The 15,919-nt window shown below is 62.8% G+C and carries 17 protein-coding genes; all 17 read left to right on the forward strand.

The annotated features are described in order from the left end of the window. Nucleotides 1-3: 3 nt before the first annotated feature. A complete protein-coding gene (locus JSV08_05330; protein ID UCF79949.1) occupies nucleotides 4-867 on the forward strand; it encodes a purine-binding chemotaxis protein CheW in 864 nt (287 codons plus the stop codon). Further along, nucleotides 864-1,544 (forward strand): hypothetical protein, encoded by a 681-nt coding sequence (locus JSV08_05335; protein ID UCF79950.1) that lies wholly within the window; start codon nucleotides 864-866, stop codon nucleotides 1,542-1,544. The genes JSV08_05330 and JSV08_05335 overlap by 4 nt, the downstream gene beginning before the upstream one ends. 8 nt (nucleotides 1,545-1,552) lie before the next feature. Next, nucleotides 1,553-3,847, forward strand: a complete 2,295-nt coding sequence (locus tag JSV08_05340; GenBank protein ID UCF79951.1) for a HEAT repeat domain-containing protein — start codon at nucleotides 1,553-1,555, stop codon at nucleotides 3,845-3,847. Then, the gene (locus tag JSV08_05345; protein UCF79952.1) at nucleotides 3,844-4,710 is read left to right on the forward strand and encodes a protein-glutamate O-methyltransferase CheR; all 867 of its coding nucleotides are present in this window, start codon (nucleotides 3,844-3,846) and stop codon (nucleotides 4,708-4,710) included. The genes JSV08_05340 and JSV08_05345 overlap by 4 nt, the downstream gene beginning before the upstream one ends. Then, the gene (gene cheB, locus JSV08_05350) at nucleotides 4,707-5,825 is read left to right on the forward strand and encodes a chemotaxis-specific protein-glutamate methyltransferase CheB (protein ID UCF79953.1); all 1,119 of its coding nucleotides are present in this window, start codon (nucleotides 4,707-4,709) and stop codon (nucleotides 5,823-5,825) included. Before JSV08_05345 ends, cheB begins: the two co-directional genes overlap by 4 nt. Nucleotides 5,826-5,906: 81 nt before the next feature. Beyond that, nucleotides 5,907-6,632, forward strand: coding sequence for a 1-acyl-sn-glycerol-3-phosphate acyltransferase (locus JSV08_05355; GenBank protein UCF79954.1), 726 nt, complete (start codon nucleotides 5,907-5,909; stop codon nucleotides 6,630-6,632). Nucleotides 6,633-6,745: 113 nt separating this feature from the next. Next, on the forward strand, nucleotides 6,746-8,674 hold the full coding sequence (gene metG / locus JSV08_05360; GenBank protein ID UCF79955.1) for a methionine--tRNA ligase: 1,929 nt from the start codon (nucleotides 6,746-6,748) through the stop codon (nucleotides 8,672-8,674). 244 nt (nucleotides 8,675-8,918) lie between these two features. Next, nucleotides 8,919-9,221 carry a hypothetical protein gene (locus JSV08_05365; GenBank protein UCF79956.1) on the forward strand — a complete coding sequence of 101 codons (303 nt, stop codon included), beginning with the start codon at nucleotides 8,919-8,921 and terminating at the stop codon, nucleotides 9,219-9,221. Beyond that, nucleotides 9,218-10,123 carry a hypothetical protein gene (locus tag JSV08_05370; protein UCF79957.1) on the forward strand — a complete coding sequence of 302 codons (906 nt, stop codon included), beginning with the start codon at nucleotides 9,218-9,220 and terminating at the stop codon, nucleotides 10,121-10,123. Before JSV08_05365 ends, JSV08_05370 begins: the two co-directional genes overlap by 4 nt. A gap of 82 nt (nucleotides 10,124-10,205) precedes the next feature. Next, complete coding sequence (locus JSV08_05375) at nucleotides 10,206-11,153, forward strand: ankyrin repeat domain-containing protein (GenBank protein ID UCF79958.1); 948 nt, start codon at nucleotides 10,206-10,208, stop codon at nucleotides 11,151-11,153. A gap of 98 nt (nucleotides 11,154-11,251) precedes the next feature. After that, nucleotides 11,252-12,061, forward strand: coding sequence for a DUF3800 domain-containing protein (locus JSV08_05380; GenBank protein ID UCF79959.1), 810 nt, complete (start codon nucleotides 11,252-11,254; stop codon nucleotides 12,059-12,061). A 352-nt stretch (nucleotides 12,062-12,413) separates the two neighbouring features. After that, nucleotides 12,414-12,740 carry a 50S ribosomal protein L21 gene (gene rplU / locus JSV08_05385; GenBank protein UCF79960.1) on the forward strand — a complete coding sequence of 109 codons (327 nt, stop codon included), beginning with the start codon at nucleotides 12,414-12,416 and terminating at the stop codon, nucleotides 12,738-12,740. Continuing rightward, complete coding sequence (gene rpmA, locus JSV08_05390) at nucleotides 12,740-13,006, forward strand: 50S ribosomal protein L27 (protein UCF79961.1); 267 nt, start codon at nucleotides 12,740-12,742, stop codon at nucleotides 13,004-13,006. The genes rplU and rpmA overlap by 1 nt, the downstream gene beginning before the upstream one ends. Before the next feature lie 17 nt (nucleotides 13,007-13,023). After that, a complete protein-coding gene (gene obgE / locus JSV08_05395; protein ID UCF79962.1) occupies nucleotides 13,024-14,067 on the forward strand; it encodes a GTPase ObgE in 1,044 nt (347 codons plus the stop codon). Continuing rightward, nucleotides 14,064-14,693 carry a nicotinate (nicotinamide) nucleotide adenylyltransferase gene (gene nadD, locus JSV08_05400; protein ID UCF79963.1) on the forward strand — a complete coding sequence of 210 codons (630 nt, stop codon included), beginning with the start codon at nucleotides 14,064-14,066 and terminating at the stop codon, nucleotides 14,691-14,693. The genes obgE and nadD overlap by 4 nt, the downstream gene beginning before the upstream one ends. Then, on the forward strand, nucleotides 14,690-15,049 hold the full coding sequence (rsfS, locus tag JSV08_05405; protein UCF79964.1) for a ribosome silencing factor: 360 nt from the start codon (nucleotides 14,690-14,692) through the stop codon (nucleotides 15,047-15,049). Before nadD ends, rsfS begins: the two co-directional genes overlap by 4 nt. Further along, on the forward strand, nucleotides 15,042-15,919 hold an 878-nt coding region (locus JSV08_05410; protein ID UCF79965.1), incomplete at its 3' end, for a sigma 54-interacting transcriptional regulator. The genes rsfS and JSV08_05410, both read left to right, overlap by 8 nt.

The raw sequence follows: 15,919 nt of genomic DNA on the forward strand, positions 1-15,919 counted from the left end.
GATATGGTGGACCTGGCGAAGGCCCGCGAGAAGGCCAGAAAAGAAAAGCAAAAGGAGCAGGAGCAAAAAGTTTCCATGGCAAAAGGGCCGCCCAAGGGAGCGCTCCCGAAAGAAGGCCCTTCGGAGGAAACGGCGCTCGATTTTACGAAAACCGAAATGGAAGCGAGCATGGAATCGGGAAAAGCGGCCGTTGCCCCGGAGGCTGCGTTGGTTGTGGAAGAACCGGCCTCCAAAACGACGGAGGAGCGGCTGCCCGGGCCGCCGCCCGTTCCTGGCGAAGCCGCTCCGGAGGAAGCGAAGCCCGCCGTGCCTCCGACTCCGCCGCCCGCCCAGGCCGACTTGCCCCGACAAGTTGAGGGCTTGTCCACCGAGGCGGAGCCTGGTCCCGGGGAGCGGCCCGAGGAAAAGGAGGCCGCACCAAGCCCCGCGGCGCCCGTGCTCTGGCGCTGCTTGACCTTTGAGGTCGGCAGCGAGCTCTACGGCATCCCCATTGAGCACATCGACGAAATCATTCCCGTCCAGCCCGTCACCGACGTGCCCAACGTGCCTTCGGTCGTCACGGGGATTATGTCGCTCCGGGGGCGCATCGTCACGGTGATCGACAGCCGCGAGCGGCTGGGCCACCCCGTTCGTCCCCCGACGGAAGAGGCGCGCATTGTGGTTCTTGCGCAGCAGGGAGAGCTGTTCGGGCTGTGGGTGGACGGCGTGAAGCAGGTGATCTCCGTCCCGGAGGAGAGCATCGAGGAGACAACCGGGATGGTCGCGGCGACCCAGAATCCGTACCTTCGCGGCGTTTACCATTCCGAGCGTGACATGGTAATTTTGCTCGACCTCGAAAGATTCCTGGACATTCGACTCGCATCATGACCCACGGGAGGCCTCTTGTGATTGTGGCCGACAGCGCGGACGGACTCCGCAGGTGGCTGCGCGGCGAGCTGGAGCGGCGGCGGTTCGACGTGCAGGTTACGGCAAGCGGAAAACAGGCGCTCGCGTGGATAGACGAGCGGCCGCCCAGGGTGTTTTTCGTGAGTCCCTTTTTGGACGACGTGCTCGGCTTCGAGGTCATCGACCGCATGCGGGCGTCCGAGCCGACGCGCTACACGAAGATTGTTTTGGTGGGCGCGCTCTTCCGCGCGTACCGCTACCATGCCCCGCCCAAGAGTCTCTACGGCGCCGACGCCTACATCGAGGAAGGCATTACGGACGAGGAGTTTGACAAAGTGCTCGCTTCCGTGCTCAAGGCGCCGGCGGCCGGGCCCGAGACAGCCCCTCCTCGAGCACCGCTGGCCGCTCCGGGGGACCCGCTGGAGGAGGCCCGCACGCTTGCCCGCATCATCATTTCCGACATTTTTATCTATCGGCCGACGCGCGCCCGCCGGTCCATCATGCGCGGCTGCTTCGAAGAAGTCTTCGCGGAAGACCTGGAGTTCGGCAGTGAATATTTCAACAAGCGCATTCCCGAGTCGATTCGCGGCAATCGGGATATTTTCCGAGAAGCGCTTCAAGAATTCCTCGCCATCAAAAAGAAAGAATACCTCGCCTAGGAGACGCCGTGCCGAATTCCGCATTGTCCCTCAAGGAAAAACTGTCCTCGCGCGACCCCGAGGTGCGGCGGGTGCTCGCGGGCTCGCTTCGCGGCGCGGCCGCACCGGAGGCGCGCGAGGCTCTCTACACGCTGCTCGGCGACGAGGACTGGCGCGTGCGCAAGACCGCCGCGGAGGTGTTGTCCGCGTGCTCCGCGGACGAGCACGGCGCCGCCCTCATCCGCTTTCTTTACGCGGGCGATAACGCGGGACTCCGCAGCTCCGCCACGGAGGTCCTTTCGAGCTACGGCGGGAAGGTCGTGCCGGTTGTGCTCGAGCACCTGCGCCGGACGGACGACAGCGATGTCCGCATCGCGCTCCTCCAGCTGCTGCACCACATGGGCGAGGCCGTTTCGCTGGAGGCCCTGCTCCCCTTTGTCCGCGACTCGAACAGGAACGTGGCGACCGCGGCGATAACCTGTCTGGGGCGCTGCGGGGGTGCGGCGGCGTACGACAAGCTGGCCGAGCTCCTGGAGTCGGAGGATTTGTGGCTCGCCTTCCATGCCGTGGAGGCCCTGGGCGAGATTCGGGATCCGCGTGCCACGGAGCTTCTCATGAAGCGCTACGGGGAGGGCGTGCTGCGCAAGTCGATTCTCCAGAGCCTGGGCCGCATCGGAGACGTTCGCGCCGTTTCGTTCCTCGCGAAGGCCGTCGCCGAGCGAAAAAAGATCCAGATGGACGCCCTCGAGGCCCTTTACCGCATTCACCGAAACTTGGAGCAAAGGGGGGATTCGGAGGCGCGGCGACGCCTCGAAGGCGAGTTTCGAAAAAATTTCAACATGGAGCGTCTCGACGACCTTCTCCACCGTGGCCTCCAGAGCGACGATCCCCTGGAGCGCACGATCACCATCGAGGCGCTCGGCTGGCTGCAGGGTGAAAAAGCCGTTTCGCATCTGATCGAGGCGCTGCGCGACGCCACCTTGCGCGAGGCGGCCCAGTCGGCGCTGGCGCGCATGGGTGGAGCGGCGCTTCCGACGCTAGTCAACATCCTTGTCCCGGAGCAGGCGTCGGAGCTCGCGGGCCGGCCCGAGGACGAGGACACCGAGGTGGCGGTCATAGAAACCCTGGGCATGATCGCGAGCGAAGAGGCGGTGCGGCCCCTGAGCCGCCAGATTATGCGGGAGGAGCCGGAGATTCGCCTTGCGGCGATCGAAGCACTCGGGCGGATCGAAAGCCCGCTCGTCTGGCCCGAGCTTCTCGCGCAGTTTGGCGACGCGAGTCCTGTAGTGCAGGCGGGCGCTGTAAGCGGACTGATGCACGTCCTGGCGGGGAAGGCCTCGGAGGAAGCCGTCGAGGCGCTGGAGCAGGCGCTGCGCGACGACCGTCCCGCGGTGCGCGCGAACGCGCTCAACGTGTACGCCCGTCTGCAAGGCGCACGTGCGCGTGAGGCGCTGCTGCTCGCCTCGAAAGACGAAGCGCGCGCGGTGCGCCAGACGGCGATCGAGCGCATGGGGGATTTGGAGGATTCGGCGTTCTTCGCCGCGTTCGTCTCGGCGCTTTCCGACGAAAGCGGCCGCGTGCGAGAGGCGGCTGTGCGCGCCCTGGCCAAGCTCCGCTCTTCGGAGGCACTCGAAAAACTCTTGTCCCTTCTTGAGGACGAGGACATGTGGGTGCGGGCGGAGGCCATCGAAGCGCTCGGCGAAATCGGGCGCGGCAGCGAGCGCGTGGCCGAGGCGCTTCTTGGGCGCTTCGATTCGGAGGAGCCGCCGGTGCAGATTGCCGCGCTGAAAGCGCTTGGAAACGTGGGGACGTCCGCCGCCGTGGACGCGGTGTTTCGTGCCGTGGAGCAAAGCCGGGGCGAGCTTCGGGTGGCCGCCATCAAGGCCTTGAGCGCCGTGCCCGGGGAGGCCGCACGGCTTCGGCTGGAGCAGTGCCTGCGCCGAGAGGAGGGGGACGACGATGAGGCGCGCCGGAACTGGAAGCCGGTCGTCGTGGCGCTAGACGCACTTTTCGCGCGGAGCGACGCGGCCCGGGCGCTCGAGAGCTTAACGGCGCTTCTTCTTTCTCCCTCGGACCCGCTGGTGCTTCGAAAGGTCATCGCGGGCCTCGCGCAGCTTCGGGCTTCGGAGGCCCTTCCTCTCGTGCTAGCCTTCTTGGACCAGGAGCAGTGCGTCGAAGAGGTCGGCATGTACCTTCGCGCGCTCAAGGACGTTTCTCCCGATTCCGTGGAGAACGCCGTTCGCCGCCTTTCGCCCCGTGCCGCGAGCCTGGCCGAGCGGCTCCTTCAGCAGGGGGCGGTTCCGACAGGTCGGAAAGCGCCATGACGGACTCCCTGCTTTTCCGCGCGCCGGTCTCCGAGGACGAGCTTCCGGACGAAATCTACCGGGCCATCTGCCAGCTCGTGCTCGACTACAGCGGCCTCTCGTTTGGAGATAACTCGAAGTTCATCGTGCAGAAGCGCGTGGCCAAGCGCATGGCCGCTCTTCAGGAGGACGATTACCAGAAGTACTACTACCATCTGCTCTACGACAGGGACGGTCACAGGGAGCTCGACCAACTCGTGGAGCTTCTTACGACCGGGGAGACGTATTTTTTCAGGGAGATGAATCAGCTGAACGCCTTTATCCACGAAATTCTCCCGGAGATTATGGACGCGGACGCCGCCCGCGAGAAGCGGAACCTGAAAATCTGGAGTGCGGGCTGCGCGAGCGGCGAAGAGCCCTATACGCTGGCCGCGCTTCTGCTGGAAAAGAGCCTGCCCTCGGAGTGGAACATCGAGATTTTCGGTAGCGACATTAACCGGGCGCTTCTCCATCAGGCGCGGGCGGGTGTCTATCGGGAGAATTCGTTCCGCGCGACCGACGATTACTTCCGCGCCAAGTATTTCGAGCGCATCGACGACAAGACCCACCGCATTCGGGACGAGGTCAAAAAGTATGTGACGTTCGGGTGGGTCAACCTTTACGATGTGCGGCGCCCCCTGATCTTCGGCGAGGTGGACGTGGTTTTCTGCCGCAACGTGATCATCTATTTCGACAAGGCTGGCAAGAAACGGGTCATCGACTCGCTTTACGAGCGGCTGCGACCGGGCGGGTTTCTTATGCTCGGCCACTCGGAATCGCTTCTGAACGTCTCAACGAAGTTTCGCCTGCGGCATTTCAAGCACGACATGGTGTACCAGAAATGATTCCGCCCCCTCGACAGGGCTCGGGACAAGCCGAGCGGAACGTCCGCGTTCTCATCGCCGACGACACGGCCTTCAACCGGAAGATCCTTTCCGAGATGCTATCGCGCACCCCGGGCGTCGAGGTGGTCGGCACGGCCTACGACGGCCAGGTGACCATCAAGCGCATCGAACAGCTTCAGCCCGACGTGCTCACGCTCGACCTCGAAATGCCGGCGCTCGACGGCTTTTCGGTGCTGCGGTGGGTGATGGCCAACCGTCCGCTTCCCGTCATCGTCGTGAGCAGCCATGCCACGGACAAGAACGTTTTCAAGGCCCTTGACTTGGGGGCGGTGGATTTTATCGCGAAACCCGGCAAGCGCGCATCCGTCGAGCTCCACGACATCGAGGTGGACCTCGCGGCCAAGGTTCTGGCGGCGGCTTCGGCGCACCTCAAGTCCGCGGTGCCTCCTCCCGCCCAGGAGCCCCCTTCGCCTTCCCTTCCGCCTCCGCCGCTTGAACCACCGCCCATCCCGGTGGGCACGGAGGGAGAGGCCGATGTGGTGCTCATCGGAAGCTCCACCGGCGGCCCGACCATCATCCAGCAATCCCTGGCCGCGTTTCCCGAAAATTTGCCCGTGAGCGTTCTCGTGGCCCAGCACATGCCGCCCATCTTTACGAACCTTTTCGCCTCGCGCCTCGACCGAGCCTGCAACCTCACCGTCCGGGAGGCCGAGGACGGGGACGCGATCGAGCCGGGGCACGCCTACGTCGCGCCCGGCGGGAAGCGGACGACGGTGGCCATCGGGAAGAAGCGTCCCGTCCTTCGCGTCCACCCGAAGAATGAAAACGACCGCTTCGCACCCTCCATCAGCCATCTCTTCCAGTCGGCGGCCGAGACCCTGGGAATCTCCAAAAAGCTCCTGGGAGTTATTCTCACGGGCATGAGCGGCGACGGGCGCCAAGGCGTGGAGGCGCTCAAAAAAGCCGACGGGACGACAGTCGTCGAGTCTCCCGAGACCGCCACGGTCCGCTCGATGCCCGAGGAGATCATTCGGGCCGGGTTGGCCGACGTGGTCTGCAGCGCGGAAAACATGGCGGTGGAAATTTTGAAGCGCTGCCGCGGGCCCCGGCGGTAGCGGGGCCGGGGTGCCGCGCCGCTTGCCGGGCATGCTAATGGGCGGATTTTTCGCGCTTTCCATGGCTGCCCCGACCCCACGATGAAGCGCCTCGTCCGTACGTGCCGTTTCTTGTTTCAAGCCGTCGTCATTGTCACGGCGACGGTATGTGGGGGGGGCATTGCCATGGGGGTGCTTCTCCTGCGGTTTCCGCGTGCCTGGTTTGACAGGATCCAATGGGTGTGGGCCTCCGCCATTAGGGGCGCATGCGGCGTGCGCGTCCGCTGCGAGGGGGCGCAGCACGTAAGATCCGGCCAATGCTATATCGTCGTTGCGAACCACCGCAGCCACTTCGACCTCATCGCGCTCTTTACGACTTTTCCCGCACCTCTTCGCGCCATGGCGAAGCGCCCGCTTTTTCATATCCCTCTTTTCGGGTGGGCCATGGCACTCGCGGGCTATGTCCCGGTCGACCGCACGAAGAAATCCCGCCGCCCCCACGGGAGTCTTGAGGCGGCGCTCGACGCCCTGCGCCGCGGCCGAAATATTCTCGTCTTCCCCGAGGGCACGCGCAATACTCGCCCCGAGGCGGGGATGCTTCCTTTCCATAGCGGTGCGTTTCGGCTGGCGAAGGAGGCCGGGGTTCCCCTTTTGCCCGTCGCCATCCTTGGCGGCGAGAGGGCCCTTCCGCCGCGCACGCTGACCGTTGCGGCGTGCGAGATGGAGGTGAGGATAGGAAGTCCCATTTCCGCCCCTTGCGAGGAAGTTGCGGTTCGGGATCTCTCGGAGAGCGCGCGGCGCGCCATCGAGGCCCTCCTTGAGGAGTAGGCCGCTCCTTTCGGGGCGGGGGCGCGCTTTTCCCGCCCCGTCCCGCTCCGGGAGGGACGGGCGCGTCCGCTCATCGTGCATTCCCGCTCCGCACTCTCTATAATGGACGCTCGATGATGAAGTTCTACGTCACCACGCCGCTCTACTACGTGAACGACGAGCCGCACATCGGCCACACCTACTCGACCGTCGTGGCGGACGTCGTCGCGCGCACCAAGCGCCTGCGCGGCTTCGACGTTCATTTCCTGACGGGCACCGACGAGCACGGCCAGAAAATCGAGCGCGCCGCCGCGGCGCAGAACCTCGAGCCCATCGAGCTCGCCGACAAGGTGGTCGAGAAATACCACGCGCTCTGGAAGATTCTTCGCATCAGCCACGACGACTTCATCCGCACCACCGAGGAGCGCCACCGGAAGGGCGTCTACGCGCTTTTCGAGAAAATTCACGCAAACGGACGTGACGACATCTTTCTCGACGACTACGAGGGCTGGTACTGCACGTCGTGCGAGACGTTCTGGCTCGAGTCGCAGCTGGGGGAGGGCGGCGCGTGCCCCAACCCCGAATGCGGCCGTCCGGCCGAGAAGACCACTGAGCGTACGTACTTTTTCCGCCTCTCGGCCTACCAGGAGGCGCTCCTTGAGCACTTCAAGGCGCACCCGTCCTTCATCAGGCCGGAGCATCGCCGCCAGGAAATTTTCCGGTTCGTCGAAAGCGGCCTCCGGGACCTTTCGATCAGCCGGACGACGGTGCGCTGGGGCATCCCCGCGCCCCGCGCCGAGGGCCATACGCTCTACGTCTGGTTCGACGCCCTCATCAACTACATAAGCGCCGTGGGCTACGGCGACGACGACGAGGAGTTTTCCCGCTGGTGGCCGGCGGACCTGCATCTCATCGGCAAGGACATTCTCCGGTTCCACGCCGTGTACTGGCCCGCCTTCCTGATGGCCGCCGGCGTCGAGCCGCCAAAGGAGATTTTCGGCCACGGCTGGTGGCTTCGGGACGAGGGCAAGATGTCGAAGACGCGGGGCAACATCGTCCGCCCCTACCACATTTTGAACGACTTCGGCCCGGACGCCCTGCGCTATTTCCTCCTGCGCGAGATGGTCTTCGGCGAGGACGCGAACTTCTCGGACGAGGCCTTCCTCCATCGTCTCAACAGCGACGTGGCGAACGATCTGGGAAACCTCCTCTCGCGCACCGCGAAGCTCATCGAGGGCCTTCCGGCGGCGGAGGGACGCCCCGGCGGCGCGCTCTCGTCGAGCGACGCCTCCCCCGCGCTGCGCGGGGCGGCCGAAAAGGCGGCGCGCGCTTTCTTCGACTCGTTCGACGCCTACCGCTTCAGCGACGGTCTTCGCGCGCTGTGGGCGCTCGTCGCGGAGGTGAACCGCTACATTGACGCGAGCGCGCCGTGGCAGCTCTCGAAGGATTCTTCCAAGCGCGCGCAGCTCGAAAAAATTCTCTCGGACGCCGCCGAGGCGCTGCGCATCGCGGCGGTGCTCCTCTCGCCGGTGGCGCCCGGCTACGCGGAAGAGATTCTGAAGCAGCTGGGCGTCCCCGCGAAGGCCGAGGCGCTGCGCGAGGCAGACGCCTCGTGGGGCGCGCGCCTCGTGGGCGCGAAGGCGAAGAAGGGAAAGGCGCTCTTTCAAAGAACCGACCTCAAGACTTACCTGGAGGCTGAAATGACCGAAGAGAAAAAAGACTCGCAAACTTCCGCGTCGATGGTTGGCATCGAGGATTTCGCCGGGATGGAAATCCTGGTGGCGCAGGTGCTCGAGGCGGAAGGAATCCCCAAGTCGAAGAAACTGCTGCGCGTCGTGGCGGACCTGGGCTCGGAAAAAAGGCAGCTGGTCGCGGGCGTCGCCGAGCGCTACAAGCCCGAGGAGCTCGTCGGGCGGCGCATCCTCGTCCTCGCGAACCTTCAGCCCGCAAAGCTGATGGGCGTCGAGTCGCAGGGCATGCTGCTTGCGGCGGAGACGCCCGACGGCGACGTCTCCGTGGTCTGGGGCCCCGAGGACGTGCCGCTCGGGAGCAAGGTGAGGTAGGTTCGTTCTTGCCCCGGCTTTAGTCTGGGCTTGCCCCGACGCATGCGTCGGCATAGAATGGGAGGCGAGGACGAAGGAGTGACGGGGCGCGGAGGCGGGGGGCGGATGGCTTTGGGGAGAGGTTGTTCCTAATAAGCACAATCGTCGTTTACTTCAGTAGAAAAGGTGTATAATTCCCACTGGGACAAGCTTGATATGCACAAAGGGCTCGTAACGTGACGCTGCCTGCAGATAGAGAGGGCAAGTGAAAAAGATCTGGAGGGTTATCAAGAAGCCGCTCCTTGCCGTCGTGTGGATGGTAGTGGGTGTCGTGCTGACCTACGAAATTCTTGTACATTTTCCACTCAAGTGGGCCTGTCTTAGCACCTATCACAGCGCAGCCACGCATCGGTATATTCGTAACCTTGAGAATGAACAGATACCGTACGAGGTCGAAGTATCCGTCCATGCTTCGGGAGAATGGGGGCGCGAGCTGCTCAGGCGCTATCGATTAAGTGAGAACAAGCATGAGTTGTTTCAATTTCCAATTGAGGAGGAAGAGGAGTGAGAAGCACCGTAGAGGTGCCTCGAAGAAGTTTGTGGTGGAAAAGAATCAGATTCGCTCTGATCTGGATGGGCATTGGAAGTGTGATCCTAGTCGTGTCCCCTATCGGAAGGCGCATCCATGATGTTCGTGGGACGATGAACACGAGGATACGTGTACATGAAAGCGAAATAGGGGTTTTCTTGGATTTGCTGGAGTTTAATGGCGGCATTCATGCATTCGACATTACTGTTCCGAGATGGTACAAGCAAGAAGCACTCAAGTGTTCTGAGGACGTATGGGATCTATCAGAGTTATGGACTCCCGGAGACGAATCATCCTGCGGGTTTGTTGAAAGGAGCGTCGGTGCGTTGACTTTTGGGATGGATGCTCGTGAAGTGTATCTGGTCATGGGCCCCGGCGAATGGCATGACACACACATTGAGAACCACCGCTCATCCTACGATGAGGTTCTGGACATTTCGCTTGAAATTGTTGAACCGGATGAAGATGGCGGCGGAATCAAGAGGATCTTGGTATATGAGGGACAACCGACAGTGGAGAATGTTACGGCGAAGCTCGCGGCGCACTGTGCGCGGATACCCGAACCGCTGAATCTCATCGAACGTAGTCCCGAAGATTATGAGACGCCGCGAGGAATACGGCTGGGACTCAGTCGAAAAGAAGTTGCGGATATCCTAGGAGAGCCGACAAGAACCCTTTTCAAACACTTTCCAGGCGGTGTGGGATCAACTACACTTTTCTACGAGACGGATTTTGAGGAGAACGAATGCGTCGAGATCTTCTATACGGCGATGTACACGTTCGATGATGAGGACAAGCTCTGCGCGTTCATGCTCTACGATGGCTGGCCCCACGAGGATCCATGGTGGACAACCGTGCGGATGAAGTTCAAGAAGTTCTAATGCGCTCATTGCTGTCGGTTATTTGCATCGCATTCCTTGCTGCCTCGTGGGGCGTGGCGGGGGACTGCGAAAAACAACGAAGATGAAACCTTTCTTTAAGATAATCCTGTTTTTGCTCCCGTTGCTTTTCGTGCAAGTGGCTTGCGGCGGCCTCGATTCAGATCTGCTAGAGGCGGCAAAGATCGGCGATGCCGCCAAGGTGGAGCAATTGATAGAGCAAGGCGCGGACGTGAACGCGAAGAACAAGAACGGCGAGACTGCCCTGATGTGGGCTGCAAACTATGGCTACACCAAGATTGTGAAAGCCTTACTTAACGCGGGTGCGGATGTGAATGCGGAAGTACGTGGCGGCGAGACTGCCCTGATGTTTGCGGCAAGGAATGGCCTTACCAGGACGGCAAGGGCCCTGATAGATGCGGGCGCGGACGTGAACGCGAAGGAAAACGAAATGGGCCATACTGCCTTGATTGATGCGGCACAAGAAGGCCACACCGAGATTGTAAAGGCCCTGATTGACGCGGGCGCGGACGTGAACGCGGGAAAAGTGGACGGCAGGGCTGCCCTGATGTGGGCGGCGATGGATGGCCACACCGAGACGGTGAAGGTCCTGATAGACGCGGGTGCGGATGTGAATGCGGAAGGAAGGTGCGGCACGACCATCCTGATGCGTGCGGCATGGGAGGGCCGCGCCGAGACGGTGAAAACCCTGATGGAGGCGGGCGCGGACGTGAACGCGCAGGACGATGACGGCGAGACCGCCCTGATGTGTGCGGTGGAGCATATCCCCACCGGGGCGGCAAAGGCCCTGATAGACGCGGGCGCGGACGTGAACGCGAAGGACATGGACGGCGAGACCGCCCTGATGCGTGCGGCAAGGCGGAGCTACACCGAGACGGTGAAGGCTCTTATTGACGCAGGTGCGGACGTGAACGCGAGGGACAAAGATGGCAAAACCGCCTTGATGGCTGCGGCGGAGGAAGGCCACACCGAGACTGTGGAGATTCTCAAACAGGCCGGGACGAAGGAATGACGGGGGGGGAGGTTGGAGGAAGAATATGAGTGGCCGGAGGAATAGAGGAGATTAAGGCAGTGGAGGGCGGAGCATAGGAAGGCGGTGGGAAAGGTTTAATGGCTGAAGAACGCTATCGCCTGTACGTGGATGAGTCGGGGGATCACGTGTTCTACGACGAGCGGAGCCTTCAGGAAATTCCCAAACGCTATCTTGCCCTTGTGGGATGTTTTTTCAAGAATGACGCCTACCTTGCATTTCACGAAGCCATAGAAAAGTTCAAGGAACACTACTTTCCCCGCCATCCCGATGAGCCACCGGTGATTTTCCATCGGACGGATATCATCAAAGCGAGGAAATCATTTTGGAGGCTTCGAGATGACGCTACCCGAAAGCAATTTGATGACGACTTGTTGAGAATCATCTCGGATGCGGATTTCAGGATTGTGGCTGTCGTTGTGGATAAACTTGCCTTAAAAACTGTCTATCCGGATCCTTGGCACCCCTATCATGCGTCGCTTGGTTTTATGCTCCAAAGGTACTGCGGATATCTCAACCACTTCAATCGTAGCGGGGACGTGTACGCCGAAAGCCGCGGTAAGGTTGAGGACGGCTTTCTCTCAAATGCCTACGAACATGTTTTCGTTCACGGAGATAGATTTTATCCCTCAGAATTCTATCGCCGTGCGCTCACACGCGAGGAACTGATTTTGAAAAAGAAAGAAGAGAATATTGCTGGACTCCAGCTAGCCGACATTATTGCGCATCCCGTGAAACAGGAAATGCTAAGTGAGAAAGGGATTCTCCCTGCGCAAATGGGTTCGTTCGTGAGCCGACTGAAGGCCATGCTCCTGTCCAAATACAACCGCCATTTGTCTAAAGGACACGTCGAAGGATACGGCAAGGTATGGTTTCCAGAGTTAAAATGAAAAAGACCCTTGCGGGCCTTTCTCACGCTGGGCCTACACGGCCCATCCAATTCCGGTGTACCGGATATTTTATTATAAGCCATGGGTAGTCAAATGTCAAGTACAAAGTCATGACAAAAAAACACCACCTACGGCGCATTTTTACCCCGACGCGGGCGTCGGGGCACGCTTTCAGTGGTTCGCCCTCACACTAATGCCTGGGTTGGCAAGTGTCAAGTAAAATTCGTCAAATTGCGGTCATCGCCCATCCTTCGCCGAACACCTTCCCTTACGATGCCCTGACCTACCTAAATTCTTGCGCTTGACAACCCCTCTCTTTCTCCCTTATAGTGTTTCTTGAGGAAACACTCCCATGTTCGCCATAATCGAGACCGGTGGAAAACAGTATCGTGTGGAGCCCGGCGAGGTGCTTCGGATCGAGAAACTCGGCGCGGAGGAGGGCGAGATGTTCTTCGACCGCGTCCATCTTGCGGCGGAGAACGGGAAAATTCTCGTGGGGCGGCCGCTCGTCGAGGGCTCGCGGGTGCGGGCCACGGTGCTCGTCCCGGAGGGCAAGGAGAAAAAGATTTTGGTTTTTCATAAAAAACGCCGCAAGCGCTTTCGCAAGACCCGCGGCCACCGCCAGCGCTACAGCGAAGTGCGCATAGAGGAAATCCTGATGCCGAAGGGAGAGTCCTGATGGCCCATAAGAAAGCCGGGGGAAGCTCACGAAACGGCCGCGACAGCCACGGGCAGCGCCTGGGGACGAAGGCCTTCGACGGCCAGCTCGTTCCGGGGGGCTCCGTTCTGGTGCGCCAGCGCGGAACCCCCGTAAAGGCCGGCCAAAACGTCGGGCGCGGAAGCGACGACACGCTGTACGCCAAAATTTCGGGCACCGTCCGCTTCCACGACCGCGGCCGCCTCGGGCGCTTCGTCCACATCCTTCCCCAAGAGTCGGAAAACTGAGGCTGGCCTTCCGCTGAATGTTTCTTGACGAGGTGCGCATCCGCGTTCAAGCCGGCGACGGCGGGCGCGGGTGCGTTAGTTTTCGCCGCGAAAAGTTCGTGCCCCGCGGCGGCCCCGACGGCGGGGATGGGGGCGACGGGGGGTCGGTCTATCTGGAGGCGCGCCTCCACCTTTCCACGTTCGCCCACCTGGGGAATCTGAAAAATTACCGCGCCGAGCGGGGGGAGCACGGCCGCGGCTCCGACCAGCACGGCGCCCGCGGGGAGGGCCTCGTCCTGCCCGTTCCGCCCGGCACGCTCGTCTACGACGACGGAGGGGGGGAGTGCCTCGCCGACCTGGTCGCGCCGGGGGCGCGCTTTGTCGCCGCGCGCGGGGGACGCGGCGGGCGCGGAAACGCGGCGTTTGCGACCTCGACGAACCGCGCCCCGCGCCGGGCCGACGACGGAAAGCCCGGCGAGCAGCGGACGCTGCGGCTGGAGCTGAAGCTTCTCGCCGACGTGGGCCTCGTCGGCTTTCCCAACGTGGGCAAGAGCACTCTCATTTCGCGCATCTCGGCCGCCCGGCCCAAGATCGCCGACTATCCCTTCACGACCCTAACGCCCCACCTCGGGGTCGTTCGCTACGAGGAGTGGAAAAGCTTCGTGGTGACCGACATCCCCGGCCTCATCGAGGGCGCGCACCGGGGCGCGGGACTGGGCGCTGAGTTTCTGAGGCACATCGAGCGCACGTCCGTCCTCGTGCACATGGTGGACGTATCGGCCACGGGGCGCGAGCCGCTGGAGGACGCCGCGGCCATCGAGAAAGAGCTGAAAGAATTCGGCCACGGCTTGGAGAAAAAGCCCCAGATACTCGCCGCGAGCAAGGTGGACGCGCTCCGGGCCCCCGGGGCGCTCGACGCGCTGGCGGGGTACGCCTCGAAAAGGGGCGCGGTCTTTTTTCCCGTCTCGGCCGCGACGGGCGAGGGCGTGGACGCCCTGGTCGGGGCCATGGCGCAGCACGTGGAAAAAATCCGCGCGGAGCGCGCGGCGCTTGAAGAAAATTCCCGGGAGGCGCGGGCATGAGGCGCATAGGCGTTCTGGGAGGAACCTTCGATCCGGTGCACCGCGGGCACATTGTTATGGCGCGCTACGCCCGGCGCATGCTGGGGCTCGACGAGGTTCTTTTCGTCCCGTGTTACGCGCCGCCGCACCGGGGGGGGAAGCCCGCGCGCGGCTCCCCGTGGGACCGCTACGCGATGACGGCGCTCGCCGTGAGCGCGTCGCCGGGGCTCGGAATTTCTCCGGTCGAGCTCGAAGCGGGGCGAAAGATGTACGCGCTCGAGATGCTTCGGGAGCTTCAGAAAAAGAATCGGCGCGCGCGGCTCGTCTTTCTCATGGGCGAGGACTCGCTTTACGATTTGCCCACGTGGTGGAAGGCGAAAAAACTTGTCGAGCAGTTCGATTTCGCCGTCTTCCGGCGACCTGTGCGGAAGCCCCCGCTCCCCGCGTACATCGAGCGCCGCCTGCGGGTCTGGAAGAAAAAATCATCGCTTCCGGCGGAGCGGCGCGTTTACCTTCTCTCGAACCGCGTAGTGCCGCTTTCGTCCACCGACGTGCGCCGCGCGCTCCGCCGCAACGTGCGCGACGGGTGCGGCGTCCCTTCGCTCGTGCTCTCCTATCTTCGCAAGCGGGGCTTGTACCGGGCATGACTTCGGAGCTTTCCCCCGCGCTGCGCGCCGCCGTCTCCGCGATGGCCGAAAAGAAGATCGAGGACGTGGTCGTGCTGAACGTGCGCGGCCTCTGCTCGTTCACCGACTACCACGTCATCGGCCACGGCACCTCCCGGCGCCAAGTGCAGGCCGCGGGCCGCTTCGTAGAAGAGAAGCTGGCCGAGGCCGGCGTCCGCCCGTACGGCATTGAGGGCCTCAAAAGCACCGAGTGGATTCTGATGGATTTTCTCGATTTCGTCGTGCATATCTTCCTCCGGGAGCGGCGCGAGTTCTACGACCTGGAGTCGCTTTGGGGGGACGCGCAGCGCATCCCCATCGAGGCAAGCCATGGCTGAAGACGCGGAGAGCAGGGAGTCTTTCGAAATTACGGCCGTTGACCCGGCGAGCCGCAAGGCGCGCGACCTGGCCGAGCGCGTGGCCGGATCGGACCTCTCGGTGCTTCTTCGCGGCGAGAGCGGCGTGGGAAAGTCGCTCTGGGCGGTTTGGATGCACGGCGCCTCGCCTCGCCGGAAGGCGCCCTTCGTGGTGATCGATTGCGCGAGCATTCCCGAGGGGCTCCTCGAAAGCGACCTCATGGGCTACGCCAAGGGCGCGTTCACCGACGCGCTCTCCTCGAAGCCGGGGCGCCTGGAGCTGGCCGACGGGGGCACCGTCGTTCTGGACCACCTGGCGGAGATGCCCCAGGCGCTTCAGGCGAAGCTTCTGCGCGTCATCGAGGAGAAGGCCGTCATGCGCATCGGGGACACGAGGGAGCGGAAGATCGACGTTCGCTGCATGGGGTGCGCTCCCGTGCACATCGAGGCGCTGGTCAAGGCGGGGCGCTTCCGGGAAGACCTGTATTTCCGGCTGAACACCGTTTCCGTGGAGATCCCCGCCCTCCGGGGGCGCCCGCGGGACATCGCGCCGCTTGCGCGCCTGTTTTTGAGAAAATTCTCGGCGCAGTACCGGAAGCCCGTGGCGCGCTTCGACGAGGCCCTGCTTCGCAGCTTCCTGCTCTACGCGTGGCCCGGAAACGTCCGCGAGCTCGAGCACGCCATGGAGCGCGCCGTGGTACTTTCTGAGAGCGACGCGCTCACTATAGAGCAATTTCCCATGCTCGTGCACCAGGGTGAGGAGGCCGCGCTGGAGCAGGCGGCGTCCGGGGGCCTTTCCCTCCGCGAGCTGGAGGACCTCTACCTAGAGCGGGTGCTCGCGCGCTCGGGCGG

The organism is Acidobacteriota bacterium (assembly GCA_020349885.1).
Lineage (GTDB): Bacteria > Acidobacteriota.